The sequence below is a fragment of the Xanthobacter albus genome, assembly GCF_043194895.2.
Taxonomy (GTDB): Bacteria; Pseudomonadota; Alphaproteobacteria; order Rhizobiales; family Xanthobacteraceae; genus Xanthobacter.
This window is the reverse complement of record NZ_CM195532.1, coordinates 3,335,365-3,358,118: the sequence shown is the minus strand read 5'-3', so window position 1 is coordinate 3,358,118 and position 22,754 is coordinate 3,335,365. Positions and strand designations below refer to the sequence as shown.

Below are 22,754 nucleotides of genomic sequence, written 5' to 3'. Positions count from 1 at the left end.
TCGCGGCGCGCCCTGAGACGGCGCGATCAGATCTTGCCGACGAGGTCCAGGGACGGAGCGAGGGTCTTCTCGCCCTCGTGCCACTTGGCCGGGCACACCTCACCGGGATGGGCGGCGACGTACTGGGCGGCCTTCACCTTGCGGAGCAGGTCGGTGGCGTCACGGCCGATGCCCTCGGCGGTGATTTCCACGGCCTGGATCACGCCGTTGGGGTCCACGATGAAGGTGCCGCGGTCGGCGAGGCCCTGGCCGGGGCGGAGCACCTCGAAATTGGTGGAGAGCTCGTGGGTGGGATCGCCGAGCATGGTGTACTTGATCTTGGCGATGGTGTCGGAGGTGTCGTGCCAGGCCTTGTGGGTGAAGTGGGTGTCGGTGGAGGCCGAGTAGATCTCAACGCCGAGCTTCTTGAACTCTTCGTAGTGATCGGCCACGTCGCCGAGCTCGGTGGGGCAAACGAAGGTGAAGTCGGCCGGGTAGAAGAAGAACACGGACCACTTTCCGGCCAGGTCAGCGTCGCTCACCTCGATGAACTTGCCATCCTTGAAAGCCTGGGCCTTGAAGGGCTTGATCTTGGTATTCACGAGAGACATGACATTTCCTTGGGTCAGGTTGCGGTGCAGAAGGGCCGAAAGCCTTCGCGACGCAACATATGGGGATGGGGCGGATAAACAAAATAGATAAATTCGTCATTTTCGATAGGCTGAACCTATCAAAATGAGCTTAAGGCTCTCATTTTCCAGCATTTGGGCGGGGTGTCGCAGGCGGTTGCGGCGCGTCCGCGCATCCTTCCCACCATGCGGCAGAACGGCGCAGATGCCGCTGCCGGGTCCATCTAGGGCCTTCAGCCGGCTTGATAAATTGCAGAAAGGGGCGAGGCCCTCAGCGGGCCCGCGCCCGCCGGGGCAGCAGCACCAGCAGCGCGCCGGCGAGGATGAGCGCGATGCCCAGCGCTGCCATGAGGGTCCAGTGGAACGCCTCGAACCATGTGGAGAGGGCGAGCGCCACCAGCGGGAACAGCACGGTCGCATAGCCCGCGCGGCTCGCGCCGATGCGCCGGATGAGCGCGAAATAGACCGCGAATCCCGAAAGGGTCTGCGCCGCCACCAGATAGAGCAGGGAGCCCACATAGCGCGCGCTCCAATCCACCGTGAACGGTGCGCCGCGCGCGAGGGCCAGCGCCAGCATCATGACGAAGCCGTAGAAGAAGCCCCAGGCGGTCATGGACACCAGCGGATAGCCGCGCCGTCCCGCCACGCCGGAAACGAGGCTGCCCACGGAGAAGCAGAAGGTGCCGGCGAGGGAGAGCGCCAGCCCTTCTCCCGCGCCCTGGATGCCCTCTCCCGAGGCGAGGGACGGGCCGAACACCATGGCGAGGCCGGCAACCCCCACCGCCGCCCCCGCCACCACGCGCGGATGCAGCGGCTGGCGCAGCGCCGCCGCGCCGAGGAGGGGGATCATCACCGCCGCCAGCGCGAACACCACCGAGAGCAGGCCCGAGGGCAGGTGGTAGCCGGCATGATAGAAGGTGATGAAGTTCAGCGAGAACAGCGTCGCGCCCAGCAGCGCGAACACGAGATGGTCCCGCCAGTGGAACAGCAGGCGCTCGCGCCGCGCGGCGAGCAACGCGAACATCACCAGCGTGGCAAGGAGGAAGCGCCACACCAGCGAGACTTCCGGCGCCACCACGCCGAGCTGCATGCGCAGCGGCAGCCAGCCGCTGCCGAAGATGAGCACGGTGATGCCGTAGAGCAGGAGATCCCTGGGCCCCAGCGGGGCGGACCTGTGGGCATCGGCCGGCGGCATGGGCATGTCCTGGGCTTTCCCGCCGCCCGAGGGCGGCCGGGGCGCTCTCCGCCTGCATTGCGCGCGGAAATCACGCTCGGTTACTGACGCGATGCATGTTCTTCAAGCGAACCGGAACCCGCTTCGCTTGAAGACGCTCGAAGGGTGTGAGCGGCGCCTCGACGCCAGCGGAAGCCCCGGCGGCGGCACCCGGACACCATGCGTTCGCCGCATGGCTGGGCGGCGGCGGGTGCGGATCAGTAGGCGAGCGCGGTGAACGCCGGCTCCACCGAGCCGTTCCAGTCGCCGTGGAAATGGTCGAGCAGCGCCTGCGCGGGCGCGCGGCCGGAGAAGACGGTCTCCTCCAGCGGAGCGAGGAAACGCGTCTCGTCCCGGCCCTGCCGGTCCAGGTGGCCGCGCCGGGCGAGGCCGGCGGTGGAAAGGGCGAGCACCTGCCGCGCCACGTCCTTCAGCTTGCGGCCGTGGACCTCGGCATCGAGCGCGAGGCGGGGCACGTCGTCGCGCAATTGCTGGCGCTCCTCGGCGGTCCAGTCCTTCACGAGGTCCCAGGCCGCATCGAGGCTCTGCCGCTCATAGAGCAGGCCCACCCAGAAGGCGGGCAGGGCACACAGGGTCGCCCACGGGCCGGCGTCCGCGCCGCGCATCTCCAGGAAGCGCTTCAGCCGCACCTCGGGGAAGATGGTGGAGAGGTGGTTCACCCAGTCGGAGAGGGTGGCCGCCTCGCCCGGCAGGGCGGGATGGCGGCCCGCCAGCAGGTCGCGGAAGGAGCTGCCGGCGACATCAATGTAGCTGTCGCCGCGCTTCACGAAATACATGGGCACGTCGAGCGCGTAGTCCACGTAGCGCTCGAAGCCGAAGCCCTCCTCGAACGCGAAGGGCAGCATGCCGGCGCGGGCGTTGTCGGTGTCGCGCCAGATCTGCGAGCGGAAGGAGAGGAAGCCGTTGGGTCGCCCCTCGGTGAACGGCGAGTTGGCGAAGAGGGCGGTGGCCACCGGCTGCAGGGCGAGGCCCACCCGCATCTTCCGCACCATGTCGGCCTCGCTGGAGAAGTCGAGGTTCACCTGCACGGTGCAGGTGCGGAACATCATGTCGAGGCCGAGCGTGCCGACCTTCGGCATGTAATTGGCCATGATCTTGTAGCGGCCCTTGGGCATCACCGGGGTTTCGGAGCGGCTCCACTTGGGGCTCATGCCGATGCCGAGGAAGCCGATGCCCAGGGGCTGCGCCACCTCGCGCACCTGGGCGAGGTGGGCGTTCAGCTCCGCGCAGGTCTCGTGGATGGTGGAGAGCGGCGCGCCGGAAAGCTCGAACTGGCCGCCCGGCTCCAGCGAGATGGCGCCGCCGCCGGTCACGTCGGCGAGGCCGATGATGTGCTCGCCCTCCATGATCGGCTCCCAGCCGAGCAGCATCCGCATGCCCTCCAGCAGCTTGCGGATGCCCTTCGGCCCCTCGTAGGGCACGGGCTCGTGGCGGGAGAGGGTGAAGGGGATCTTCTCGTGCTCGGTGCCGATGCGGAAGGCGCTTTCCGGCTTGTTGCCCCCCTCCATCCAGGCGACCAGCTCGCCGCGGGAGGTGATCGGGGTCGCGTCGAGCGTATCGCGGGCCATGCGGACTTCTCTTCAGCACATCGGGGAGCGCGCTTCGGGGGCGGCACTTTCGGGCGCGCGACCATACACGGCTGGCCGGTGGAGGCAAACGGCGGCGGCGCGAGGCCTCCGCCCGGAACCGTGCCGCCCCGGCACGGATGATGCTACCGGCGCGGCGAGGGCGTGCGCGCGGCGCGCCTCCCTCCGTGAAGGGGCTGAGGCGCTCAGGCCGGGCCGGGTGTGGCGGGCTCGCGCAGGGAGGCGAACACCAGCACCGTCAGTGGGGTCGCCAGCAGCACCCCGAGCGGGCCGAACAGGCTACCGAACAGCACCACCGCGAACAGCGTCACCGCCGGCGGCAGCGACACCATGCGCTGCTGCAGCACGGGGGTGATGAGGTTGCTCTCGGTCTGCTGCACGGCGACGAACATGGCGAGGGTCCACAGCGCCGAATCAAGGCCCAGGGTCATGGCGATGAGCAGGGCCGGGATGGCCGCCACCACCGGCCCCACCATGGGCACGAACTCCGCCAGCGAGGCGAACAGCGCCAGCGCCAGCGCCGAGGGGATGCCCAGCACCGTGAGGCCGACGAAGGTGAGCACGCCCACCACCACCATGGCGATCACCTGCGCCTTCAGGAACGAGCGCAGGTCGTCTGTGATGATGCCCATGCGGTGCTGGATGTGCGGGCGTTCGCGTTCCGACCAGAAGGCCAGGAACAGCTTGCGGTAGAGCTGCGGCTCCACCGCGAAATAAAGCCCGCCCACCACCACCAGGAACACCCCCACCAGCACCTGCACCAGATTGGTGGTGAAGTTCTGCACCGCGGTGAGGATGACGGAGGAGGGCGGGGCGGCGGCCTCGGCCCGCTGCAGCAGTTCTGGCATCATCTCGCCCAGGTGGAAGCGGTCCTCGAACGCCTTCCAGGCGGCCGGCAGGTCCTGGATCAGCTCGCTCACCTGGGTCTCGATGGTGGAGCCGAACAGGTAGCCGATGAGCCCGAGGCCGCCCATGACCAGCAGCGCCACCGGAAACACGGCATATTGTTCACGGATGCGCGTGAGCCGGGCGAAGGGGGTGCTGAGGCTGTGGAGCCCCACCGCCACCAGGATGGCCGCGAACACCATCAGGAACACGCTGACCGCCTGCCAGGCGAAATAGAACCCCGCCACCACGAGGACGGCGATGGCGGACATGCGCGCCATCTTCCTGTCGGACACCATCCGCCTCTCCCCAGCCGCTACGGACGACTCTCCACCGAAGGCATTCACTACCGTGCCGCGCGCGCGAAGCCCATACGGATATTCCGTGGCGGCAGCGGATGTCGCTTCCTCCGGGATGCGCAGCCCATGGCCGCTGCGAACCGGCGGGGGCTCATCCGTGCATTCCCCTATAAGGGCGGGCGCGAATGGCCCGCAAAAGCCCCGCCCTCGAAGGCGCCCTCAAGGCGCCCTAGAGGGACGAAGGCGGTCGCCCTGAAGACACCGTGCTCCGGCCCGAAATGCCGGTGCGACCGATCCTCGGGCGGAAGGCACGGGGAAAGGGCCCTGCGATCTCTCATCGGGCGCCGTCCGGTCCACGCGGCAGGGCCGGGCTCCCTCTCGGAGTTTTCCGTCATTTGCCATTTGCACACAGACGAAATCCCAGATCATCGATCCGGAACGTCGGGTGGCTCCGACGGCGGTTTGTTGCCAGGCAACCTCTAGGCGGTGTGGACGGATTTGATGAGGATGAATGAGAAGGCGAGCGCGACGATTGCGGCGAAGCCGCGCTCTGTCTTCTCGCAGCGCAGGGCGACGCGCTTGAAACGCTTGAGCTTTCCGAAGCACTGCTCGATGCGGGCCCGGCCCTTGTAGAGCGCCTTCGGGAAGAAGGCGGGACGATCCTTCGCGTTGGATTTGAACGGGATGGCGGGCGCGATGCCGCGCGCTCGGGCCAGCGCCCGGTTGGCCTTGGCGTCATAGCCCTTGTCGGCGAGCGCCGCGCGGGGCTTCACATCGGGACCAAGATCCAGCAGCAGCTTGAACAGCGGGCTGTCGCCGGCCTCGCCGCCGGTCAGGTGGAAGGCGATCGGGTGGCCCTCGAAGTCACTCTTGAGGTGGATCTTAGTGGAGAAGCCGCCGCGTGAGCGCCCGAGGGCGTGGCCTTGCTGCCCCCTTTTGCCCCGGCGGCGGAGACGTGGGCACGCACCACGGTGGAATCGAACATCTGAACCAGATGCGCGGTGCGGCTGAGCGAAGCCAGCGTTTCGAAGAACAGCTCGAACACGCCGGCCTGGCGCAGCCGCCAGAACCGTTTCCAGACGCTGTTCCAGGACCCGAACTCCGCCGGCAGCGCCCGCCAGGAGATGTTGTGCACGGTGAAATAGTGCATGGCTTCGAGGAACTTGCGGTCGTCTCGCCCCTTGTCGCCCCGCCGCGAGCGGCAGGCGTGGAACACATCCAGCGCCACCGCCCAATCCTCGTCCGTCATCCGCGTCAGCATGGTCGACCTCGCCAAAAGCCGACCCTCTATGAATCACCGAAACAGCCGGAAGGGAATCCCCCCGCTTCGACCCCGCCAAATCCGTCCACACCGCCTAGCCTCGTCCGCCCATCCACCTCCGCGGAATATTCGATAGGAGCCATAGGTAAGAGGATCATATTGGTCGGAGCACCATTCCCATACGTTTCCGAGCATGTCGTAAAGACCCCAGGGATTGGGTTGCTTGCTACCCACTGGTTGGGATCTTCCTCCCGAGTTTTCAGCGAACCAAGCGATGTCATGGAGGTCGCCGTATCGGGGGCCAACAGTCCCTCCACGGCAGGAGTACTCCCACTCAGCCTCGGTCGGCAGCCTATAGCCGTCGGCTTCGTTCACCAGATCTGCCCCTTCACGATCCTCATGGAGCCGATACGCTGGTGTGCGCCGCTTGTATTCAGATAACTGATTGCAGAACGTGACGGCATCGATCCAGGAGACGCAATCGACTGGGCAATCGGCGCCTGCGCATGCGGAAGGCGACATGCCGGTGACCGCCGCAAAGAGAGCCTGAGTCACCGGGGCCGCAGCGATATCGAACGGCCGCAGTTCGACGACCCACTGAAGTTGGGTTCGATCGTCTCTTAACTTCACGCTACCGGCCGGAACGCTCATCATCCTGAGCGCCAGCGATCTTGAAAATTCGTCCATGACTGAGCTGCTCCCCGAACCCTGGACAGGTTTCCGGCTGATTTAAGCTACTGTCTGTACATGCTGGTCGGATTCGGTTGCGCTGAAATAGACCACGGCGGGCGGTTGTCCGCCATGGGCGGTGTGAGGCCGCTGGTGGTTGCTGAAGATGATCCAGCTCTCGACGCTTGCCTCTTGGCCTGTGATCCGATTTCCCAGGCGTGCGGGTATGCCGCTCTGTACAGAATCGAAGGCGATGTCGTCGCCATTCTGGCCGTGCGGCATCAGAGTGAAGCCTGCCACTGGTCTTTTGCCTCTGCACTTGGGCCGTCTGAGCTGTGGTCGCCACGGGAGGCAGGTGACCATGGCAGGGTCGACGAGCGGTGGGAAGTCGTGACAAGTTCCCCCAAGGCCCTGTCAGGGCCCGCCGGTGTCCACGCGGGCGCGGAACAGGAGATCGCGCACCGCGTCCCGCAGGGGGCGCGGCGCCAGCCGGCCCAGGCGGATCAGCGCCACCAGCGGCCAGGGGAAATCCACCCGCGCGCGGCCGCGCGCCGCGGCGCGGGCGATGTGGCGCGCGGCCTTCTCCGCGCTCCATTCCAGCGGGCGCCAGCCGTCGTAGCGCTCCGCCATGCCGGTGGCGATGTAGCCGGGGCAGGCGACGGTGAGGGTGATGCCGAAGCGCCGCAGCCACGGGCGGGCCGCCTCGCCCCAGGCGAGCAGGCCGGCCTTGCTGGCGCCGTAGGCGGGCTGGTCGGGAAGCGGATCGAGCGCGGCGAGGGACGAGACCAGGATGATCGCCCCGCGTCGGCGCGCCTGCATGGCGGGCAGCAGCGGCACCACGCTCGCCAGGGCGCCGGAAAGGTTGGTCTCGATTTGCGCCAGCACCGCCTCCAGCGGCTCGGGCGCGCCATCGGGGCCGATGCTCGCCTCCACCCCCGCATTGGCCACCACCAGGTCCACCGGCTGCGCGGCATCCCGCGCCGCGAGGGCGGCGGCGAGGCCCGCGGCGTCGCGCACATCGTGGGCGAGGATGTCCGCAACCGCGCCGCGGGCCGCGCATTCGCGCGCGACGGCGTCGAGCCGCGCCGCGTCGCGCGCCACCAGCAGCAGGCACACGCCCGGCGCCGCATAGTGCCGCGCGAACGCGGCGCCGAGGCCACCGGATGCGCCGGTGACGACCACATGGCGGGGGGCTGCCGCCGCGTGCTGCGTCATGGCGTCCCGTCTCCCCCTGCGCGGCGCGCGGACCACCGGCATCCGGGCCTCGCGTAGTGGCGGGCCGGCTTGCGGCGGGGGCCGTTTGGCGCGGGAGCGCGGGCTGGCATCTCGGGGCTCCGCTCGGCTCTCTGAGATCCGGAAGGGGCGCGGCGGGCGCGGGAATCGCGCCGCGCGGGCTATTCTGCATTCTCTAGCATGGCGCCGGCTGCCCGGCATCGCGCGCCATGGCGGAAGGCGTGGCCCGCAGTGGCTGTTCCGCGCTTCCGGAAGCCCGAGGGGAAAGGGGCCGGGCCCTCGCGATGGTTGCCACGACGCGCTCTCGCGGAGTAGGTGAACACAAGACGAATGCGGCACTGCCGCCATATGGACTAGGACGACGATGACGGTTCACACGCGCCCCGCCGACGCCAAGAAGCTCATTCCCGGCGCCACCGGCGACTGGGAGGTGGTGATCGGCATGGAGGTACATGCCCAGGTCGCTTCCAACGCCAAGCTTTTCTCCGGCGCCTCCACCGCCTTCGGCGGCGAGCCGAACGACCACGTCTCGCTGGTGGACGCGGCCATGCCGGGCATGCTGCCGGTCATCAACAAGGAGTGCGTGGCCCAGGCCGTGCGCACCGGCCTCGGCCTGAAGGCGCAGATCAACCTGCACTCGGTGTTCGACCGGAAGAACTATTTCTATCCCGACCTGCCGCAGGGCTACCAGATCAGCCAGTTCAAGTACCCCATCGTGGGCGAGGGCGCGGTGATCGTGGACCTGCCGGACGGCGAGAGCATCACGGTGGGCATCGAGCGCCTGCACCTGGAGCAGGACGCGGGCAAGTCCATCCACGATCTCTCCCCCACCCAGTCGTTCGTGGACCTCAACCGCTCCGGCGTGGCGCTGATGGAGATCGTCTCCCGGCCCGACCTGCGCTCGTCGGAGGAGGCGAAGGCCTATGTGACCAAGCTGCGCACCATCCTGCGCTATCTCGGCACCTGCGACGGCGACATGGAGAAGGGCAACCTGCGCGCCGACGTGAACGTCTCCGTCCGCCGGCCCGGCGAGGGGCTGGGCACCCGCTGCGAGATCAAGAACGTCAACTCCATCCGCTTCATCGGCCAGGCCATCGAGGTGGAGGCCCGCCGGCAGATCGAGATTCTGGAGGACGGCGGCAAGATCGACCAGGAGACGCGCCTGTTCGACCCCGGCAAGGGCGAGACGCGCTCCATGCGCTCCAAGGAAGAGGCGCACGACTACCGCTACTTCCCCGATCCCGACCTGCTGCCGCTGGACCTCAAGCCCGAGTTGGTGGAGGACCTGAAGGGGCACCTGCCCGAGCTGCCCGACGAGAAGAAGGCCCGCTTCATCGCCGCCTACGGCCTCTCGCCCTACGACGCCGGCGTGCTGGTGGCCGAGCGCGAGACGGCGGACTTCTTCGAGAAGGTCGCCAAGGGCCGCGACGGCAAGGCGGCCGCCAACTTCATCATCAACGAGCTGTTCGGCCGCCTGAACAAGGAGGGCAAGGACGTCTCCAGCTCTCCGGTGTCGGCGGACCAGATCGGGGCGATCCTCGACCTCATCGCGGAGCAGACCATCTCCTCCAAGATCGCCAAGGACCTGTTCGAGATCATCTTCACTGAAGGCGGCGACCCCAAGGTGGTGGTCGAGCAGCGCGGCATGAAGCAGGTGACCGACACCGGCGCCATCGAGAAGGTGGTGGACGAGATCATCGCCAAGAACCCGGACAAGGTGGCGCAGGTTCAGGCCAAGCCCACCATGCTCGGCTGGTTCGTCGGCCAGGCCATGAAGGCCTCCGGCGGCAAGGCCAACCCGCAGGCGCTGAACGACATCCTGAAGGCGAAGCTCGGGATCTGATGCGATAAGGCCCGTGAGCTTGGCTCCCGGGCCTTTTTCTGGACGTTGGGTCCGCTCCGCGCGGCTTGAGCGGCACATCTCGGGCGCCGATCAAAGGCGGGGCCGACGATTTGACGCGGCAGGGCGGCCGGACAGCGGCCCTGTCCCCGTTTTCCCGGGGCCGCGACAAGGCCCGTCGCTCTGTCCTTGTCCGCGTGCCCGGCGGCGCCTTTCCCGCGGGACCGGAGCGAATGCGCGTCCGCTCCCCCGGCCGGCGCCTTGTCAGCCGATCGGCGGCGGGGCCGGCACGGTCGGCCCGAACACTTCCTCGAACGCCACGCGCAGCACCGCGTCCACCTCCGGCATGCTCACCGGAAGGCCGAGATCGGCGAGGCTCGTTACCCCGTGCTCGCGCACGCCGCAGGGCACGATGCCGCCGAAGTGCGAGAGGTCCGGCTCCACGTTCAGCGAGATGCCGTGGAACGTCACCCAGCGGCGCACGCGGATGCCGATGGCGGCGATCTTGTCCTCGTCCCCGTGGCGGCGCACCCACACGCCCACCCGGTCCTCCCGCCGCTCGCCGGTGACGTTGAAGGCGGAGAGGGTGCCGATAAGCCACGCCTCCAGCGCGCTCACATAGCGCCGCACGTCGGCCGCGCGGCGGTGCAGGTCGAGCATCACATAGGCCACCCGCTGGCCGGGGCCGTGATAGGTGAACTGCCCGCCGCGCCCGGCATCGAACACCGGGAAGCGGGCCTCCACCAGATCCTCCGGCCGGGCGCTGGTGCCGGCGGTGTAGAGCGGGGGATGCTCCAGCAGCCACACCGCCTCGCCGGCCTCGCCATCGGCAATGGCCGCCACCCGCGCCTCCATGGCCGCGAGCGCCGCGTCGTAGGGCACGAGGCCCTCGCTGATCATCCATTGGACCGGAGGATTCGCGCCGTCCTTCGGCAGGAAGGTCGCATCGAGGGTGGCGCGTGGCACGGGCTGGGACATGGGGAGGGCATAAACCATCCGGGCGCGGCGTCCAGAGGCATTCGCGGCGATTCCGCTCCACTCGGCTGATTCCGCCCTGAAGCCCCCGCGAAACCCGCGCCGCCTGCCGGGCCGGTGATGGCGCGCGCCGCCTTCGGGCGGTCGCGATGACGGCGCCGCAAGGATTTGCGGAGGCGTCATCCACAGGCGGGGCGGAAGAATATGGGAAGCTCGATGAAGCTCTTGTGGCGCCCCAGGCGATCTGTTAGACGATGGCTCCCCGCCGGACACGGCCCTCTTCGAGAGCCCCGGTGGAGCCATCCCTGACTGCGGTCGTGGCGGAATTGGTAGACGCGCTAGCTTGAGGTGCTAGTGGGGAGACCCGTGGAGGTTCGAGTCCTCTCGTCCGCACCAGGAATGGGCCATCCGGTTCTCCGGTGTGCGAAATAAAGGCGGCTTCGGCCGCCTTTATTCGTTTCTGGCCCTGCGGCAGGGGCCCGGGCCCTCAGCGCGCCGCGTGCCGCTGCGCCGGCACGATGTGCACCACCTTGTAGCCGCGTTCCTTCAGCGCCTTCAGGAAGGCGGGGATCATCGCCGCCGTCTGCTCCTTGGTGTCGTGGAACAGCACGATGCCGCCGCCGGCCGCGTCCAGCCGCTTCAGCACCAGCTCCAGCTCCGCCTCGGGCGTCATCCTGTTCCAGTCGCTGGCCCAGAAGTCGGCGCCGAACACGGCGATGCCTGACGTGTCGAGATAGTCCAGCAGTTCCGGGGTCGAGGCGAAGCCGGGGAAGCGGAAGAAGGGCACGCGCGGCTCGGCCCCGCTCGCCCCGTAGGCCGCGGTCTCGTCGGCGGCGATGCCCTTGCGGATCTCGGCCACGGCGGCGTCGAACGGCAGCTTGGCGAGGGTCGCCGCCGGGTGGGTCATGGAATGATGGGCGACGGTGTGGCCTTCCGCCAGCTCGCGGCGCACCAAGGCGGGGCGGGCCTTGGCGTTGTCGCCGATGAGGAAGAAGGTGGCGCGCGCGCATTCGGCCTTCAGCGCGTCGAGGATGGCGGGCGTGGTCTTCGGCCAGGGGCCGTCGTCGAAGGTGAGCACCACCTCGCGCGGGGCGAGCGGCAGGGTGCCGGGGAAGGACTTGGTGCCCACCCGCACGCCCTTGGGGTCCACTTCCAGCACCCGCGCGGTGCCCAGTGCGTCCGGCCCGCAGCCTTCGGCGGCGGCGGGGCGCGCGCCGGCCGCAAGCGCAAGGGCGAGGAGGGCCGCGCCGGCGATGCCGTGGGCCGCCGTGAGCCGCCGGTATCCATGGACCATGATTTCGCCTCTCCCCCGTGATGCGCGCATGGGCGAGGGGCTTTAGGCGGCCGAAGGGGCGAAAAGAAGGTGTTGCAAACGCGTCGCGCTCGGCTTTTGTCGCAGGGCTTTCGCAATGGCGTCCGCGTTTGCGGCTTCCCTGAATCGTGACAGCACTCTAGAGGCAGGGCAGCGCTTCGCGCCGGCGGTTTTATCCGCCTGCCGGCCGGCGCCCATCCTCAATTTCGACCGGACCGGGAGCAGCCATGCGCGAGGACACGATTCCCGCCGACGCCGAGCGCGCCGACCACCTGCCGCCGGTGCGCGACGAGGATGGCAACATCACGGAAGCCTTCCGCGATTCGATCGTCGCCGCCATCGGCGAGCGCGACGTAGAGCGGCTGCGGGCGCTCACCCGTTCCGTTCACGAAGCGGACATGGGCGACCTGCTGGAGGCCCTCGACGGCGAGGAGCGCCGCCGCCTCATCGAGCTGCTCGGCGACGATTTCGATTTCACCGCCCTCACCGAGCTGGACGAGACGGTGCGCGTGCAGATCCTGCACGGCCTTTCTCCCCGCACGGTGGCGCGGGGCATGCGCGGCCTCGATTCGGACGACGCGGTCTACATCCTGGAGGACCTCTCCGAGGAAGACGTGGCGGCCATCCTGGAGCACATGCCGGCGCCCGAGCGCGTGGCCCTCCAGCGCTCCCTCGACTATCCCGAGGAAAGCGCCGGCCGGCGCATGCAGACCGAGTTCATCGCCGTGCCGCCCTTCTGGACCGTGGGCCGGACCATCGACTACATGCGCGAGACCGAGGGCCTGCCGGAGACCTTCTACGAGGTGTTCGTGGTGGACCCCGCCTACCGCCTCGTGGGGGCGGTGTCGCTGGATCGCCTGCTGCGCACCAAGCGGCAGGTGCTCGTCACCGCCGTGAAGACCGCCCACGCCCAGGTGGTCAACGCCTCCGAGGACCAGGAGGAGGTGGCGCGCACGTTCGAGCGTTACAACCTCGTCTCCGCTCCGGTGGTGGACGATGCCGGCCGGCTGGTGGGTGTCGTGACCATCGACGACGTGGTGGACGTGATCCAGGAAGAGGCGGACGAGGACCTGCGCGCCCTGGCCGGCGTGGGCTCCGACGAGGAATTGTCCGACACCGTCGCCTATACCGCCCGCAGCCGCCTGCCGTGGCTGGTGGTGAATTTGGGCACGGCCTTCGTCTCGGCCTCCATCATCTCACTGTTCGAGGGCACCATCGAGAAGATGGTGGCGCTGGCGGTGCTCATGCCCATCGTCGCCTCCATGGGCGGCAATGCCGGCACCCAGACCATGACGGTGGCGGTGCGCGCCCTCGCCACCAAGGACCTCTCCAGCCACAACGCGCGCCGCATCGTCTCGCGCGAGCTGATGGTGGGGCTGTTCAACGGCGTGGCGCTCGCCTGCCTGCTGGGCGGCATCGCCGCCCTGTGGTTCGCCAACCTGCACCTGGGCTTCGTCATCTCGGCGGCGCTGGTGATGAACATGGCGGCGGCGGGCCTGTTCGGCATCCTCATTCCCATCGGCATATCGCGGCTCAAGCTCGATCCCGCCGTGGCCTCGGGCGTTTTCGTCACCATGGTGACGGACTGCGTGGGCTTCTTCGCCTTCCTGGGGCTGGCCACTTGGTGGTTCGCCGGATCCTGAGGAATTTGTGGCGCCGACCTTCGGATCACTTGCGCCGCTCGCCGAACTGTCGAAGATGTCCCCTCGGGCATGTCGCTGCGGCCGGGGGGCGTTCGGCGGGGTGCACCGGGTCGAGGGGGGAGATTCACCATTCCGCCGCGCAGGGATGCCATCGCGCATCGATCACTTGTCTTTGGGGCGGCGACGCTTTTTTTGTTGTTCGTCGCTTCGGCGGTGGCGCTTGGCTATGCGGTGCTGCGCCACGACGGCGTGGTGGCCGCGCGGGAGAGCGAGGCGGTGCGCGCCTCCATCCAGGCCCATGCGAGCGCCATGAAGGATGCCATGGCGGCGGCCATGGCGGAGCGCGAGGTGCTGGCCCATATCGCGCGGGGCGACCTCGACAACCTGCACAAGCGGCTCGGGCAGCACCTCTATGAGGCCGCCGGCCTCGAATATCTCTATGTCGCCGACGCCGAGGGCAACACCGTTTACGCCTCGGAGAACGGGCGGCCGGGCGTGGGCCCGGCGGGCCGGGCGCTGGCGCCCGCCATCCGGCGCCTGCTGGAGGAACTGCACGAGGGCGGGCCAGACCGGGAAAAGGACGGCCTCTCCGTCGGCGATGGCGAGGGCGTGATCCTCAGCGCCTATGTCTTCCGCACGCAGAACGAGACGGTGAATCATCCCCAGCCGCTGGTGGTGGTGGGCGCCGACGTGCTGGACGGGCAGCTCCTCACCTCGATCGCGCGCTCCGCCGCCCTGGAGGGCGGCGCCATCACGCTTTCCGACCGGCCCACGGGCCCCGGCAAGAGCGAGCTGCAGCTCGCGAACCTGTTTGACGGCTCCCAGGTGCGCCTCGCCTGGCGCAGCGCGCAGCCGGCTTCCGCGCTGCTGCTGGCGGCCATGCCGCTGGTGCTGGTGGTGGCGCTCGCGCTCTGCCTCGTCTTCTTCATCATGATGCTGCGGGCGCGGCGGCTGGCGGCGGCGCTGCAGGAGAGCGAGGCGCGGGCGCGCGAGCTGGTCAACCAGGACCAGCTCACCGGCCTCCTCAGCCGCAGCCATTTCTCGAGCGTGCTCGACGCGGCGCTGCACCCGCCGGCGGGTGCCGCCCAACTCGCCGTGGTGTTCGTGGACCTCGACGACTTCAAGGCCGTCAACGACACCCACGGCCATGCGGTGGGCGATCACCTGCTCCAGGTGGTGGGGCGGCGCATGCGCGGCTGCCTCGGCGAGCGGGGCGCGGTGGCGCGGGTCGGCGGCGACGAGTTCGTGCTGTTCGCGCGCTACGAGAACGAGACGGAGTTCGGCAGCCTGGTGGCGAGCCTCTACGGCGTGCTCAGCATTCCCGTGCAGGTGGAGGCGCTGGAAATGCGGGTGAGCGCCTCCATGGGGGCGGCGCGGGCCCCGAAGGACGCGCTCTCCTGCGACGAGCTGATGCGCCTCGCCGACATCGCCCTCTATCGCGCGAAGGCGGACGGGGGCGGCCTGTTCCGTGATTTCGAGCCCGCCTTCGAGCAGGAGCAGCTGCGGCTGCGCACCACCGAGCAGGAGCTGGTGCGGGCGCTGGAGCGGGCCGAGCTGACGGTGCTCTACCAGCCGCAGGTGGACGTGGAGACCGAGCGGGTGGTGGGCTTCGAGGCCCTGGTGCGCTGGGACCACCCGACCCGCGGGCGCCTGCTGCCGGGCGCGTTCGTGCCCATCGCGGAGCGCTCGCGCCTCATTACCCGTATCGACGCCTATGTGCTGCGCCGGGCCTGCGCCGACGCGCGCATCCTGCCCGGCGTGACCATCTCGGTGAACCTCTCGCCCGTGAACCTGCGCACGGCCGGCATCGCCGATGACATCCAGGCCACCCTGCGCGAGACCGGGCTCGATCCGAACCGGCTGGAGCTGGAGATCACCGAAAGCGCCATCATCGACCCCGGCGCGGGCGCGGCGAATGCGCTGCGCCGGCTGCGGGAACAGGGCATCCGGCTCGCGCTCGACGATTTCGGCACCGGCCACGCCTCGCTGGTGCACGTGCGGCGCTATCCCATCACCAAGATCAAGGTGGACCGCTCCTTCATCATGAATCTCGGGGTGCAGAAGGATGCCGCCTCGATCGTGGAATATGTGGTGCGGCTCGGCCGCTCGCTGGGGGTGACGGTGACCGCCGAGGGCGTGGAGACCCGCGAGCAGCTGCGGTTCCTGCGGGCGTTCGGCGCCCATCAGGCCCAGGGCTACCTGTTCGCCACCCCGCTGTCGCTGGAGGCGGCGATGAAGCTGCTGGAGCAGCAGCGCTCGGGGGCGGCCGTGGCTTCCGACAAGATGCCGCCGCCGGCGCCCGGCATCGCGCTGGACCTGTCGGGAAGCCTCAACCCGGTGAACTGACCCCGGCCTTTGAAATTTCCTTTGAAGAAAAATATTTTCTGTTTAAGGTCTGCCGACCCGCTTCCGGGGCGGTCGCCGACGGTTTTGTCTTGCGTCGGCGCGGCGGCCGGCCAAGAACGCGGGCGAACCATGCGCATGGTCCGGCCCGCCGCGTTGGTCCGTGGTGGGCCGGGGATGCCCCTTCCGTGTCCGCAGCTCCGGTGTCCGCCCCTTTCGGCGCCCAATGACGGGATGTTCTTCCGTGATCGAAACCAAGCCCATTGATGGAAAAGCCTTCGCCGCCAACCTGCGCGCCCGCATCGCCGAGGAGGTGGCGGAGCTGGGCCGCGCGCGCGGCATCAAGCCCGGCCTCGCGGTGGTGCTGGTGGGCGAGGATCCGGCGAGCCAGGTCTATGTGCGCAACAAGGCGGCGCAGACCGCCGAGGCCGGCATGGCCTCCTTCGAGCACAAGCTTCCGGCCGAGACCGCCGAGGCGGACCTGCTCGCCCTGGTGGCCAAGCTGAATGCCGATCCGGCGGTCAACGGCATCCTGGTACAGCTTCCCCTGCCGGGCCACATCGATTCCACCAAGGTGCTCGCCGCCATCGACCCCGCCAAGGATGTGGACGGCTTCCACGTGGTGAACGCCGGCCGCCTCGCCGTGGGCCTCGATGCGCTGGTGCCCTGCACCCCCCTCGGCTGCGTGATGCTGCTGAAGCACCACCTGGGCAAGCTCGCCGGCCTCAAGGCGGTGGTGGTGGGGCGTTCCAACATCGTCGGCAAGCCGGCGGCCCAGCTTCTGCTGCAGGAGGACTGCACGGTCACCATCGCCCATTCGCGCACCCGTGACTTGCCGGGCGAGTGCCGGCAGGCGGACATTCTGGTGGCGGCGGTGGGCCGCCCGGAGATGGTTCGCGGCGACTGGATCAAGCCCGGCGCAACGGTGATCGACGTGGGCATCAACCGCATTCCGAAGGAGGACGGCAAGACCCGCCTCGTGGGGGATGTCGCTTATGCGGAGGCGCAGGGCATCGCCGGGCTCATCACGCCGGTTCCGGGCGGGGTGGGCCCCATGACCATCGCCTGCCTGCTCCAGAACACGCTCACCGCCACGCGCCGCCAGAACGGCCTGTGAGGCCAAAGGCCCGTGAGTCTTCCTCACGGGCCTTTCGACAAGCCGGTGCGGGCGTCTGAAGGGAGGTTCGTCATGAGCATCGATCGCAAGAAGACGTTCACGCCGCTCGAGATCGAGGAGCGGCTCAAGGCGGACCTGCCCCACTGGCGCTACGAGGACGGCTGGATCCGCCGCACCTACCGCACCAACAGCTGGAAGGGCACGCTGATGCTCATCAACGCGGTGGGCCACCTCGCCGAGGCGGCGTGGCACCACCCGGACATCACGGCCTCCTATGCCTGGGTGGAGGTGCGGCTGATGTCCCACGACGCCAAGGGCATCACGGTGCGCGACTTCGCCCTCGCCCAGAAGATCGAGGAGGTGGTGCTGTGGCGCCCCGGCGCCGCCGAGGACGCGCCGCTGGAAGGCACGCCCGCCCACGATCTGCGCTTCGCCTACATCAAGTACGACTAAGGGTTTCCGCTTGCATCGGCTCGCGGCAACTGCTCCAGAGTCTTGAGATCACGCATTTTCTTCACGCGAACCGGTATCCGCTTCGCTTGAAAATGCCCTCGGGTGGTTTGGCGGGCGCGTTGCGCCGCCCGCCCTCTCCGGAAGAGGTCGCGGGCATCCTCCGTGCGGGGGATGACGGGCGGGAGGCTGGACCGGCGCGCGCGGGCGGCCGTAAAAAGGCGGCCAGACGCTCGGGAGACCCTCCATGACCTCGCTGCTCCACCGCCTCGGCCTGACCATCCCGCTCATTCAGGCGCCCATGGCGGGCACCTCCACGCCGGCGCTCGCGGCGGCGGTGGCGGCGGCCGGCGGGCTCGGCTCCATCGCCCTCGGCGCGGTCGATGCCACGGCCGGCCGGCAGATGATCGCGGCCACCCGCGCGCTGACGGACAGGCCCTTCAACGTCAACGTGTTCTGCCACGCCCCCGCGGTGCGCGACGCGGGCCGCGAGGCGGGCTGGCTGAAGGCCCTGGCGCCTGCCTTCGCCCGCTTCGGCGCCGCCGCGCCGACGGCGCTCGACGAGATCTATCGAAGCTTCCTGGCCGACCCCGCCATGGTCGAGATGCTGCTGGATGCGCGCCCGGCGGTGGTGAGCTTCCACTTCGGCCTGCCCGCCGCCGAGGTGATCGGCCGGCTGAAGGCGGCGGGCGTGGTGCTCCTCGCCACCGCCACCAGCCTCGCGGAGGCGCGGCTGGCGGAGCAGGCGGGAATCGACGCTGTGGTGGCCCAGGGCTACGAGGCGGGCGGCCATCGCGGCCAGTTCGATCCCGCGAAGCCCGACGATCGCCTCTCCACCCTCGCCCTGGTGCAGGTGCTGGCGCGGGAGATTTCCCTTCCCGTCATCGCCGCCGGCGGCATCATGACCGGGGGCGGCATCGCGGCCGCGCTGGTCTGCGGCGCCACCGCCGTGCAGCTCGGCACGGCCTTCATCGCCTGCCCGGAGAGCGCCGCCGATGCCGGCCACCGCGCCGCCCTGTTCAGCGATGCCGCGCATCACACGGTGATGACGGATGCCATCTCCGGCCGCCCGGCGCGCTGCCTCGCCAACGGCTTCACGGCACTGGCCGCGGGGCTCGACACGCCGCGTGCGGCCTATCCGGTGGCGTATGACGCCGGCAAGGCGCTCAACGCCGCGGCCAAGACGGCGGGGGATGTCACCTTCGGCGCCCAATGGGCGGGGCAGGGGGCGCCACTCGCCCGCGCCCTGCCGGCGGGGGAGTTGTGCGACCTGCTCATGCGCGAATACGCCTCCGTCCGCGCCGCCCTGGCCGTGCGCTGAGCATCCCGGCGCAGGGCTCCAGGCAGGAATAGGGCGGTGCCGGCGCGGCTCAGGCGCGGGGTACGCTCCCGCGCGAGGTTGTGGCCCGACCGGCCGCCCCGCCGTGTCCTGAAGCCGTTGGGCGCCCCGCGTGCTGGTGCGCGCCCACCGGCAACCATGGCGCTGCCCGCGCGGCCGCTTCGGAGAGTAAGCTCCCGCCGCCCAGGCTGTTGCTTAGGTCGCGTGGCACGGCTTCCGTCCGCGCTCTCAGGCGGGGATTCCGTCATCCGATCGCGGAGCGCGTAGCTGCGGGGCATGCGTTCCGAGTGGATGGGCAGCGCCCCAGCGCCCAGTTCGATTCAGAAGCCGAGATCGTCTGGCCGGATCTCGGCCGGTTGCGGCGCGGTCCTGCGCCGCCGGTTTCGTCCGCACCTTCAAAAGGCGGTCCGTGCCGCCGATCGCAGGGAGTGACAGCGGCCATGGCCTCCGGTTCGAGGGCACCGCGTCCAGCGCCCGGTGCGCCCCGGAAGCCGGGATCGCCTGGTCGGAGCGTGGCCGGCTGTGGCCTGCGTCCTCCTTGGCCGGCGTCGTCCGCACCTTCACACGGCGTCCTGTGCCCCGATCACAGGGCGCACAAGTGTAGCCATGGGCTCCGAGGCGGGGGCGACTCGATGCGCCCGCCGGCACATCTGCGCTGCCGGCCTCGTCCGCGTCCTCAGGCGGCGATGCCGTGGCCTGCGCGCAAAGCGTGCGCCACGGCGGCCATGCGCTCCGGGTCGAGGGCGTCGGTGCGCCCGCCGGCGCACAGGGCGCCGCGGAAGCCGAGGTAATCAGGCCGGAGCGCGGCCAGAGGCGGCACATCCTCCAGCCTGAGCGAGCCCGCGAGGCCGGTCATGAGCCCGCTCGCCCGCGCCAGATCGACGAAGCGGGCGAGGGCCGGCTCGCCGAGGTGGCGCCGCAGGCCACCCGCCGTCTTGTCCGCGGTGTCGAGCATCACGCCCGCGAAGCCCGCCGCCGCGAAGGCGGGGACGAGGCCGGTGTCGGGCCCCTGGTCCGCGAACAGCACGGCGATGAGGTGGGTTTCGCGCGCGAGGGGTGCGAGCGCGGCGAGGCAGGGCGCCAGCGCCGCTTCGGCCCCCGAGTGGGGCAAGGCGAAGCCGATCTTCACCAGTGGCACACCTGCGGCGGCGGTGCGCGCGGCGGCAGCCGCGAGCGTCGCGGGGTCGAGCGGATGGTCGCCCACGGTGGCGCTCAGGCGCGCGCCCGTGCCTGCGGCATGCCAGCGCGCCACGGCCGCCTTCAGCCGCGCCTCGGGCCATGCGCCCAGCGCGCCCTCGGCCGGGTTCTTGAGGTCCACGATGTCCACGCCGAAGGCGAGCGCCTGCTCCATCTCTGCGAGATCGGCCACGGAGGCGAGAAAGCCGGGGATGCTCATGACGCCACCTTCGTGCGGTGCGCGGCCACCGCCTCCATCAGCCAGCTCCAGGCCTCACGCTCGCGCGGGCCGGCGGTCTTCTCGACGGCGATGGCAAGGTGCGCCATCTCGCGCTCCACCTGATCGAGGGGCAGCATGTGGAGGCGCGAGACCAGGACCGCCCCTTCCACGCAGGCGGCCACGGCGCGGTTGAGGCCCTGGAACAGGCCGTGGCTCTCCTGCCGCACCAAGCGGCAGAAGAAGCGCGGGCGCTGGGCATCGTCCTCCACCCGCTCCACCCTGAATTCCGCATGGGCCAGCGTCTCTGCGAGGCGCACGCTCGCGCCGGCGGGAATTGTGGGCCAGTCGCGGTGCAGGCCGGTGACGCAGCCGGCGAAGACGCGGGCGTCGTCCGTGAAATTGAGCACGCCGGCGCGGGTGGCCATAAGATTGTCGAGGGTGCGCGAGGGGCGGAAGGGCATCAGCAGAAAGCCGCCTTCCACCACGCTCGCCCCCATGGGCGCCACATGCGGCTCGCCGGTCGGCGAGGCCGTGGTGACGATGGTCTCCCTAATCACTTTTTTCGCCTTTCCGATCGGCACTTTTCTTGGCGGAGAGGGTCGATCCCGCATCCTTGAAAGTCAATTTGTGGGCCTCGTCCACCTGGCCGCCCGTCTGGCCCGCGACGCCCCAGCGCAAGGGCTCGTCCTGGGCGTAGCGCTTGCCGAGCTGGAAGGCGATTTCCGCCCGCGCGGTCTCGACGCCCAGGTAGAAGGCGTGGGCGCCGTCCGCCTCCACCTTGAGATGGGGGAAGAGGGCGAAAGGCTCCTGGGCCACATGGTGACCTTCGCGATTATAGGCGTGGATGCCCTTCTCGCTCACCTCGATGCGGAAGGCCCGGTCCGTCACCTCGGCCGCGAGCTGCTCCACCTCCTGCGGGGTGGTGGTGTAGGGCTTGCGGTCGCGCAGGGCCATCAGCCCGCCGCCGAAGCCCTGGGGCAGGGAGCGCGCCTCGCGGGCGGCGAAGAACTCCCGCCGCGCCCGGTCGAACTCGCGCACGGCGGTGCGGCAATGGGGGCTCACCTGCACCGCCAGAACCGCATTGAGCCGCAGCTCGGAGATCACGCCCATGAGAATGGCATTGATGCCTGTGGTGTCGGCGTCCGTCAGCTCGGTGACGTTGCCGATGCCCATGAGGATGGGGATCTCCGGCTTCAGCCGCCGCAGCTCTGCATAGCGCACGAGGGAGGAGGTGAAGCCGAAGTGGATGGGATCGAGGATGGGATCGGCTAGGAAGGGCTGGCCCATGGCCTCGCAGGCCTCCACCGCGCGGATGAGGGAGGAAAGGTCCCCCTGCCGGGCCGGCACCAGCACCGGCACGGCGGGGCCTTCCTTCGCTATGTCGAGGTTGGTCTCGTTGAGGCTGAGCAGGAAATCCGCCCCCGCGCGGGTGGCGCGGGCAAGCTCGGAGACATCGAACGAATCGACGCTCACCCGGAACCCCTCGGCCTTGAGCGCCGCGATGCTCTCCTCCAGGTGGGGAAAGGGCTCGTCCGGCAGGGCGCCGAGGTCGATCACGTCGGCGCCGTCCGCCCGCAGGCGCCGGGCGCGCTCCACGAGCCCCGCCACCGAGAGGCGGGTGGCGTCCACGATCTCCGCGAACAGCAGCACCTCCTGGCGGGAGAGGTCGGCGGCGCCCTTGCCCCGGCCGAAATAGTCCGGGATGTCCGCCGCTTCCTCCGGCCCGCGCGCGAAGGGAATGCCGAAATGCGCCGCCAGCCGGTCGAGGTCGCCCCGGAAGCGGCCGGGCATCACCACCCGGTCGATGCCCTCCGGCAGCTTCAGGCGCCGCTCCACGATCTCGGCGGTCATGAGCGCGGCGACCTTGACGCCGATGTTGATGACCACTGGATGAAGCGCCTCGTCCGCGATCGCCTCGGCGATGCGGGCGATGCGGGGCTCGGCCAGGGAGCCGGTGATGAGCGCGATCCGCTCCGTCATGGCCTCAGCCCCGGGCGGGGATGACGCCGGCGGCCGCCAGCTCCGCCCGGCGGCCGGCGATGATGGTGCGCAGCTCGGCGAGGCTCTCGGCCACGTCGGTGGCCTCGAACTCCCTGAGCTTGCGGGTGTTTTCCAGGTCCACGCGGCGCGGGTAGACCGGCACCGGCCCTTCCGGCGCCACGGTGATGAGCTCCGGCGCGGTGTCGCAGGCGAAGACGATGCAATGCACCCGGCACTTGCCGGCCTGGGCGAAGCAGTTGGTGACCAGCGAATCGGAGATGCCGTAAACCGCCTTCGCCACCGTGTTGGAGGTGGCGGGGGAGACCACCAGCGTGTGGTACTCCCCATGATAGAAGCGGCCGATGGAGGCGGAGGAGGCGCTGTCGTCGCGGTAGATGTGCACGCTTTCCGGCAGCGGCTCCTTGTCCTGCCGGTACATGCGCAGCACCTCGGCGGCGGCGGCGGAGATGAAGAGGTCCACGTCTCCCAGCTCGCGGATGATCTCCATGCTCTCCGTGAAGAAATGGCCGGAGCCCGTCAGGGCCCAGGCCCAGCGGGGATTGGTCACTTTTTTCATCGGGCCT

At 69.6% G+C, this 22,754-nt stretch carries 19 protein-coding genes, 1 tRNA gene and 1 pseudogene; 7 read left to right on the top strand and 14 right to left on the bottom strand.

Annotation, left to right across the window (positions count from 1 at the left end; translation table 11 throughout):
- Positions 1–26: 26 nt before the first annotated feature.
- The 8 genes and pseudogenes from ahpC to V5F75_RS15015 all read right to left on the bottom strand — a co-directional run bounded on the left by ahpC (position 27) and on the right by V5F75_RS15015 (position 7,757).
- Positions 27–590 (bottom strand): alkyl hydroperoxide reductase subunit C, encoded by a 564-nt coding sequence (gene ahpC, locus V5F75_RS15050; RefSeq protein ID WP_394037939.1) that lies wholly within the window; start codon positions 588–590, stop codon positions 27–29.
- Positions 591–879: 289 nt separating this feature from the next.
- Positions 880–1,809 carry a DMT family transporter gene (locus V5F75_RS15045; protein WP_394037941.1) on the bottom strand — a complete coding sequence of 310 codons (930 nt, stop codon included), beginning with the start codon at positions 1,807–1,809 and terminating at the stop codon, positions 880–882.
- Between the two features lie 230 nt (positions 1,810–2,039).
- Positions 2,040–3,410, bottom strand: coding sequence for a glutamate--cysteine ligase (locus V5F75_RS15040; RefSeq protein WP_394037943.1), 1,371 nt, complete (start codon positions 3,408–3,410; stop codon positions 2,040–2,042).
- Positions 3,411–3,613: 203 nt separating this feature from the next.
- The gene (locus V5F75_RS15035) at positions 3,614–4,612 is read right to left on the bottom strand and encodes an AI-2E family transporter (RefSeq protein WP_394037945.1); all 999 of its coding nucleotides are present in this window, start codon (positions 4,610–4,612) and stop codon (positions 3,614–3,616) included.
- Between the two features lie 479 nt (positions 4,613–5,091).
- Positions 5,092–5,679: an IS5 family transposase gene (locus V5F75_RS15030; protein ID WP_509212174.1), complete on the bottom strand. Its 588-nt coding sequence runs from the start codon at positions 5,677–5,679 to the stop codon at positions 5,092–5,094.
- Positions 5,658–5,861, bottom strand: a pseudogene (locus V5F75_RS15025) (transposase); the annotation flags it as partial. The pseudogene V5F75_RS15025 and the gene V5F75_RS15030, both read right to left, overlap by 22 nt.
- Before the next feature lie 45 nt (positions 5,862–5,906).
- A complete protein-coding gene (locus tag V5F75_RS15020) occupies positions 5,907–6,560 on the bottom strand; it encodes an SUMF1/EgtB/PvdO family nonheme iron enzyme (protein WP_509212093.1) in 654 nt (217 codons plus the stop codon).
- A gap of 396 nt (positions 6,561–6,956) precedes the next feature.
- Positions 6,957–7,757 carry an SDR family NAD(P)-dependent oxidoreductase gene (locus tag V5F75_RS15015; protein ID WP_394037352.1) on the bottom strand — a complete coding sequence of 267 codons (801 nt, stop codon included), beginning with the start codon at positions 7,755–7,757 and terminating at the stop codon, positions 6,957–6,959.
- Between the two features lie 382 nt (positions 7,758–8,139).
- Here V5F75_RS15015 and gatB point away from each other — a divergent pair, with 382 nt between their 5' ends.
- On the top strand, positions 8,140–9,618 hold the full coding sequence (gene gatB, locus V5F75_RS15010; RefSeq protein WP_394037350.1) for an Asp-tRNA(Asn)/Glu-tRNA(Gln) amidotransferase subunit GatB: 1,479 nt from the start codon (positions 8,140–8,142) through the stop codon (positions 9,616–9,618).
- A 261-nt stretch (positions 9,619–9,879) separates the two neighbouring features.
- Here gatB and lipB read toward each other — a convergent pair whose 3' ends face one another.
- Positions 9,880–10,593: a lipoyl(octanoyl) transferase LipB gene (gene lipB / locus V5F75_RS15005; RefSeq protein WP_394037348.1), complete on the bottom strand. Its 714-nt coding sequence runs from the start codon at positions 10,591–10,593 to the stop codon at positions 9,880–9,882.
- A 308-nt stretch (positions 10,594–10,901) separates the two neighbouring features.
- On the opposite strand from lipB, the gene V5F75_RS15000 reads away from it, so the two are divergent.
- Positions 10,902–10,986: transfer RNA gene (locus V5F75_RS15000), tRNA-Leu, on the top strand.
- Between the two features lie 91 nt (positions 10,987–11,077).
- Here V5F75_RS15000 and V5F75_RS14995 read toward each other — a convergent pair.
- Entirely contained in the window at positions 11,078–11,884 is an 807-nt protein-coding gene (locus tag V5F75_RS14995; RefSeq protein WP_394037346.1) for a polysaccharide deacetylase family protein, read from the bottom strand.
- Between the two features lie 245 nt (positions 11,885–12,129).
- Between V5F75_RS14995 and mgtE the strand changes: the two genes are divergently transcribed.
- From mgtE to V5F75_RS14970, 5 genes are all read left to right on the top strand, one after another.
- The gene (gene mgtE / locus V5F75_RS14990) at positions 12,130–13,545 is read left to right on the top strand and encodes a magnesium transporter (RefSeq protein ID WP_394037344.1); all 1,416 of its coding nucleotides are present in this window, start codon (positions 12,130–12,132) and stop codon (positions 13,543–13,545) included.
- Positions 13,546–13,740: 195 nt separating this feature from the next.
- On the top strand, positions 13,741–15,891 hold the full coding sequence (locus V5F75_RS14985; protein WP_394037342.1) for a putative bifunctional diguanylate cyclase/phosphodiesterase: 2,151 nt from the start codon (positions 13,741–13,743) through the stop codon (positions 15,889–15,891).
- Positions 15,892–16,135: 244 nt separating this feature from the next.
- The gene (gene folD / locus V5F75_RS14980) at positions 16,136–17,005 is read left to right on the top strand and encodes a bifunctional methylenetetrahydrofolate dehydrogenase/methenyltetrahydrofolate cyclohydrolase FolD (protein WP_393988626.1); all 870 of its coding nucleotides are present in this window, start codon (positions 16,136–16,138) and stop codon (positions 17,003–17,005) included.
- A gap of 72 nt (positions 17,006–17,077) precedes the next feature.
- Complete coding sequence (locus V5F75_RS14975) at positions 17,078–17,458, top strand: 4a-hydroxytetrahydrobiopterin dehydratase (protein ID WP_393988454.1); 381 nt, start codon at positions 17,078–17,080, stop codon at positions 17,456–17,458.
- 244 nt (positions 17,459–17,702) lie between these two features.
- Positions 17,703–18,776, top strand: a complete 1,074-nt coding sequence (locus V5F75_RS14970; protein ID WP_394037340.1) for an NAD(P)H-dependent flavin oxidoreductase — start codon at positions 17,703–17,705, stop codon at positions 18,774–18,776.
- Positions 18,777–19,470: 694 nt separating this feature from the next.
- On the opposite strand, the gene V5F75_RS14965 is transcribed toward V5F75_RS14970, so the two are convergent.
- From V5F75_RS14965 to V5F75_RS14950, 4 genes are read right to left on the bottom strand one after another with little or no spacing between them, the layout of a single operon-like run.
- Positions 19,471–20,190 (bottom strand): (5-formylfuran-3-yl)methyl phosphate synthase, encoded by a 720-nt coding sequence (locus V5F75_RS14965; protein WP_394037338.1) that lies wholly within the window; start codon positions 20,188–20,190, stop codon positions 19,471–19,473.
- Complete coding sequence (locus V5F75_RS14960; protein WP_394037336.1) at positions 20,187–20,747, bottom strand: DUF447 domain-containing protein; 561 nt, start codon at positions 20,745–20,747, stop codon at positions 20,187–20,189. The genes V5F75_RS14965 and V5F75_RS14960 overlap by 4 nt, the downstream gene beginning before the upstream one ends.
- A complete protein-coding gene (locus tag V5F75_RS14955; RefSeq protein WP_394037335.1) occupies positions 20,740–22,170 on the bottom strand; it encodes a DUF6513 domain-containing protein in 1,431 nt (476 codons plus the stop codon). The genes V5F75_RS14960 and V5F75_RS14955 overlap by 8 nt, the downstream gene beginning before the upstream one ends.
- A 4-nt stretch (positions 22,171–22,174) precedes the next feature.
- A complete protein-coding gene (locus V5F75_RS14950; RefSeq protein WP_394037333.1) occupies positions 22,175–22,747 on the bottom strand; it encodes a flavoprotein in 573 nt (190 codons plus the stop codon).
- Positions 22,748–22,754: the final 7 nt, after the last annotated feature.

Coding starts and splice junctions, on each gene's coding strand:
- V5F75_RS14950 (WP_394037333.1), bottom strand. CDS start 22,747: ATGAAAAAAGTGACCAATCCCCGCTGGGCCTGGGCCCTGACGGGCTCC.
- V5F75_RS14965 (WP_394037338.1), bottom strand. CDS start 20,190: ATGAGCATCCCCGGCTTTCTCGCCTCCGTGGCCGATCTCGCAGAGATG.
- ahpC (WP_394037939.1), bottom strand. CDS start 590: ATGTCTCTCGTGAATACCAAGATCAAGCCCTTCAAGGCCCAGGCTTTC.
- V5F75_RS15040 (WP_394037943.1), bottom strand. CDS start 3,410: ATGGCCCGCGATACGCTCGACGCGACCCCGATCACCTCCCGCGGCGAG.
- gatB (WP_394037350.1), top strand. CDS start 8,140: ATGACGGTTCACACGCGCCCCGCCGACGCCAAGAAGCTCATTCCCGGC.
- V5F75_RS14995 (WP_394037346.1), bottom strand. CDS start 11,884: ATGGTCCATGGATACCGGCGGCTCACGGCGGCCCACGGCATCGCCGGC.
- V5F75_RS15045 (WP_394037941.1), bottom strand. CDS start 1,809: ATGCCCATGCCGCCGGCCGATGCCCACAGGTCCGCCCCGCTGGGGCCC.
- mgtE (WP_394037344.1), top strand. CDS start 12,130: ATGCGCGAGGACACGATTCCCGCCGACGCCGAGCGCGCCGACCACCTG.
- V5F75_RS15015 (WP_394037352.1), bottom strand. CDS start 7,757: ATGACGCAGCACGCGGCGGCAGCCCCCCGCCATGTGGTCGTCACCGGC.
- V5F75_RS15035 (WP_394037945.1), bottom strand. CDS start 4,612: ATGGTGTCCGACAGGAAGATGGCGCGCATGTCCGCCATCGCCGTCCTC.
- V5F75_RS14970 (WP_394037340.1), top strand. CDS start 17,703: ATGACCTCGCTGCTCCACCGCCTCGGCCTGACCATCCCGCTCATTCAG.
- V5F75_RS14955 (WP_394037335.1), bottom strand. CDS start 22,170: ATGACGGAGCGGATCGCGCTCATCACCGGCTCCCTGGCCGAGCCCCGC.
- lipB (WP_394037348.1), bottom strand. CDS start 10,593: ATGTCCCAGCCCGTGCCACGCGCCACCCTCGATGCGACCTTCCTGCCG.
- V5F75_RS15020 (WP_509212093.1), bottom strand. CDS start 6,560: ATGGACGAATTTTCAAGATCGCTGGCGCTCAGGATGATGAGCGTTCCG.
- V5F75_RS14975 (WP_393988454.1), top strand. CDS start 17,078: ATGAGCATCGATCGCAAGAAGACGTTCACGCCGCTCGAGATCGAGGAG.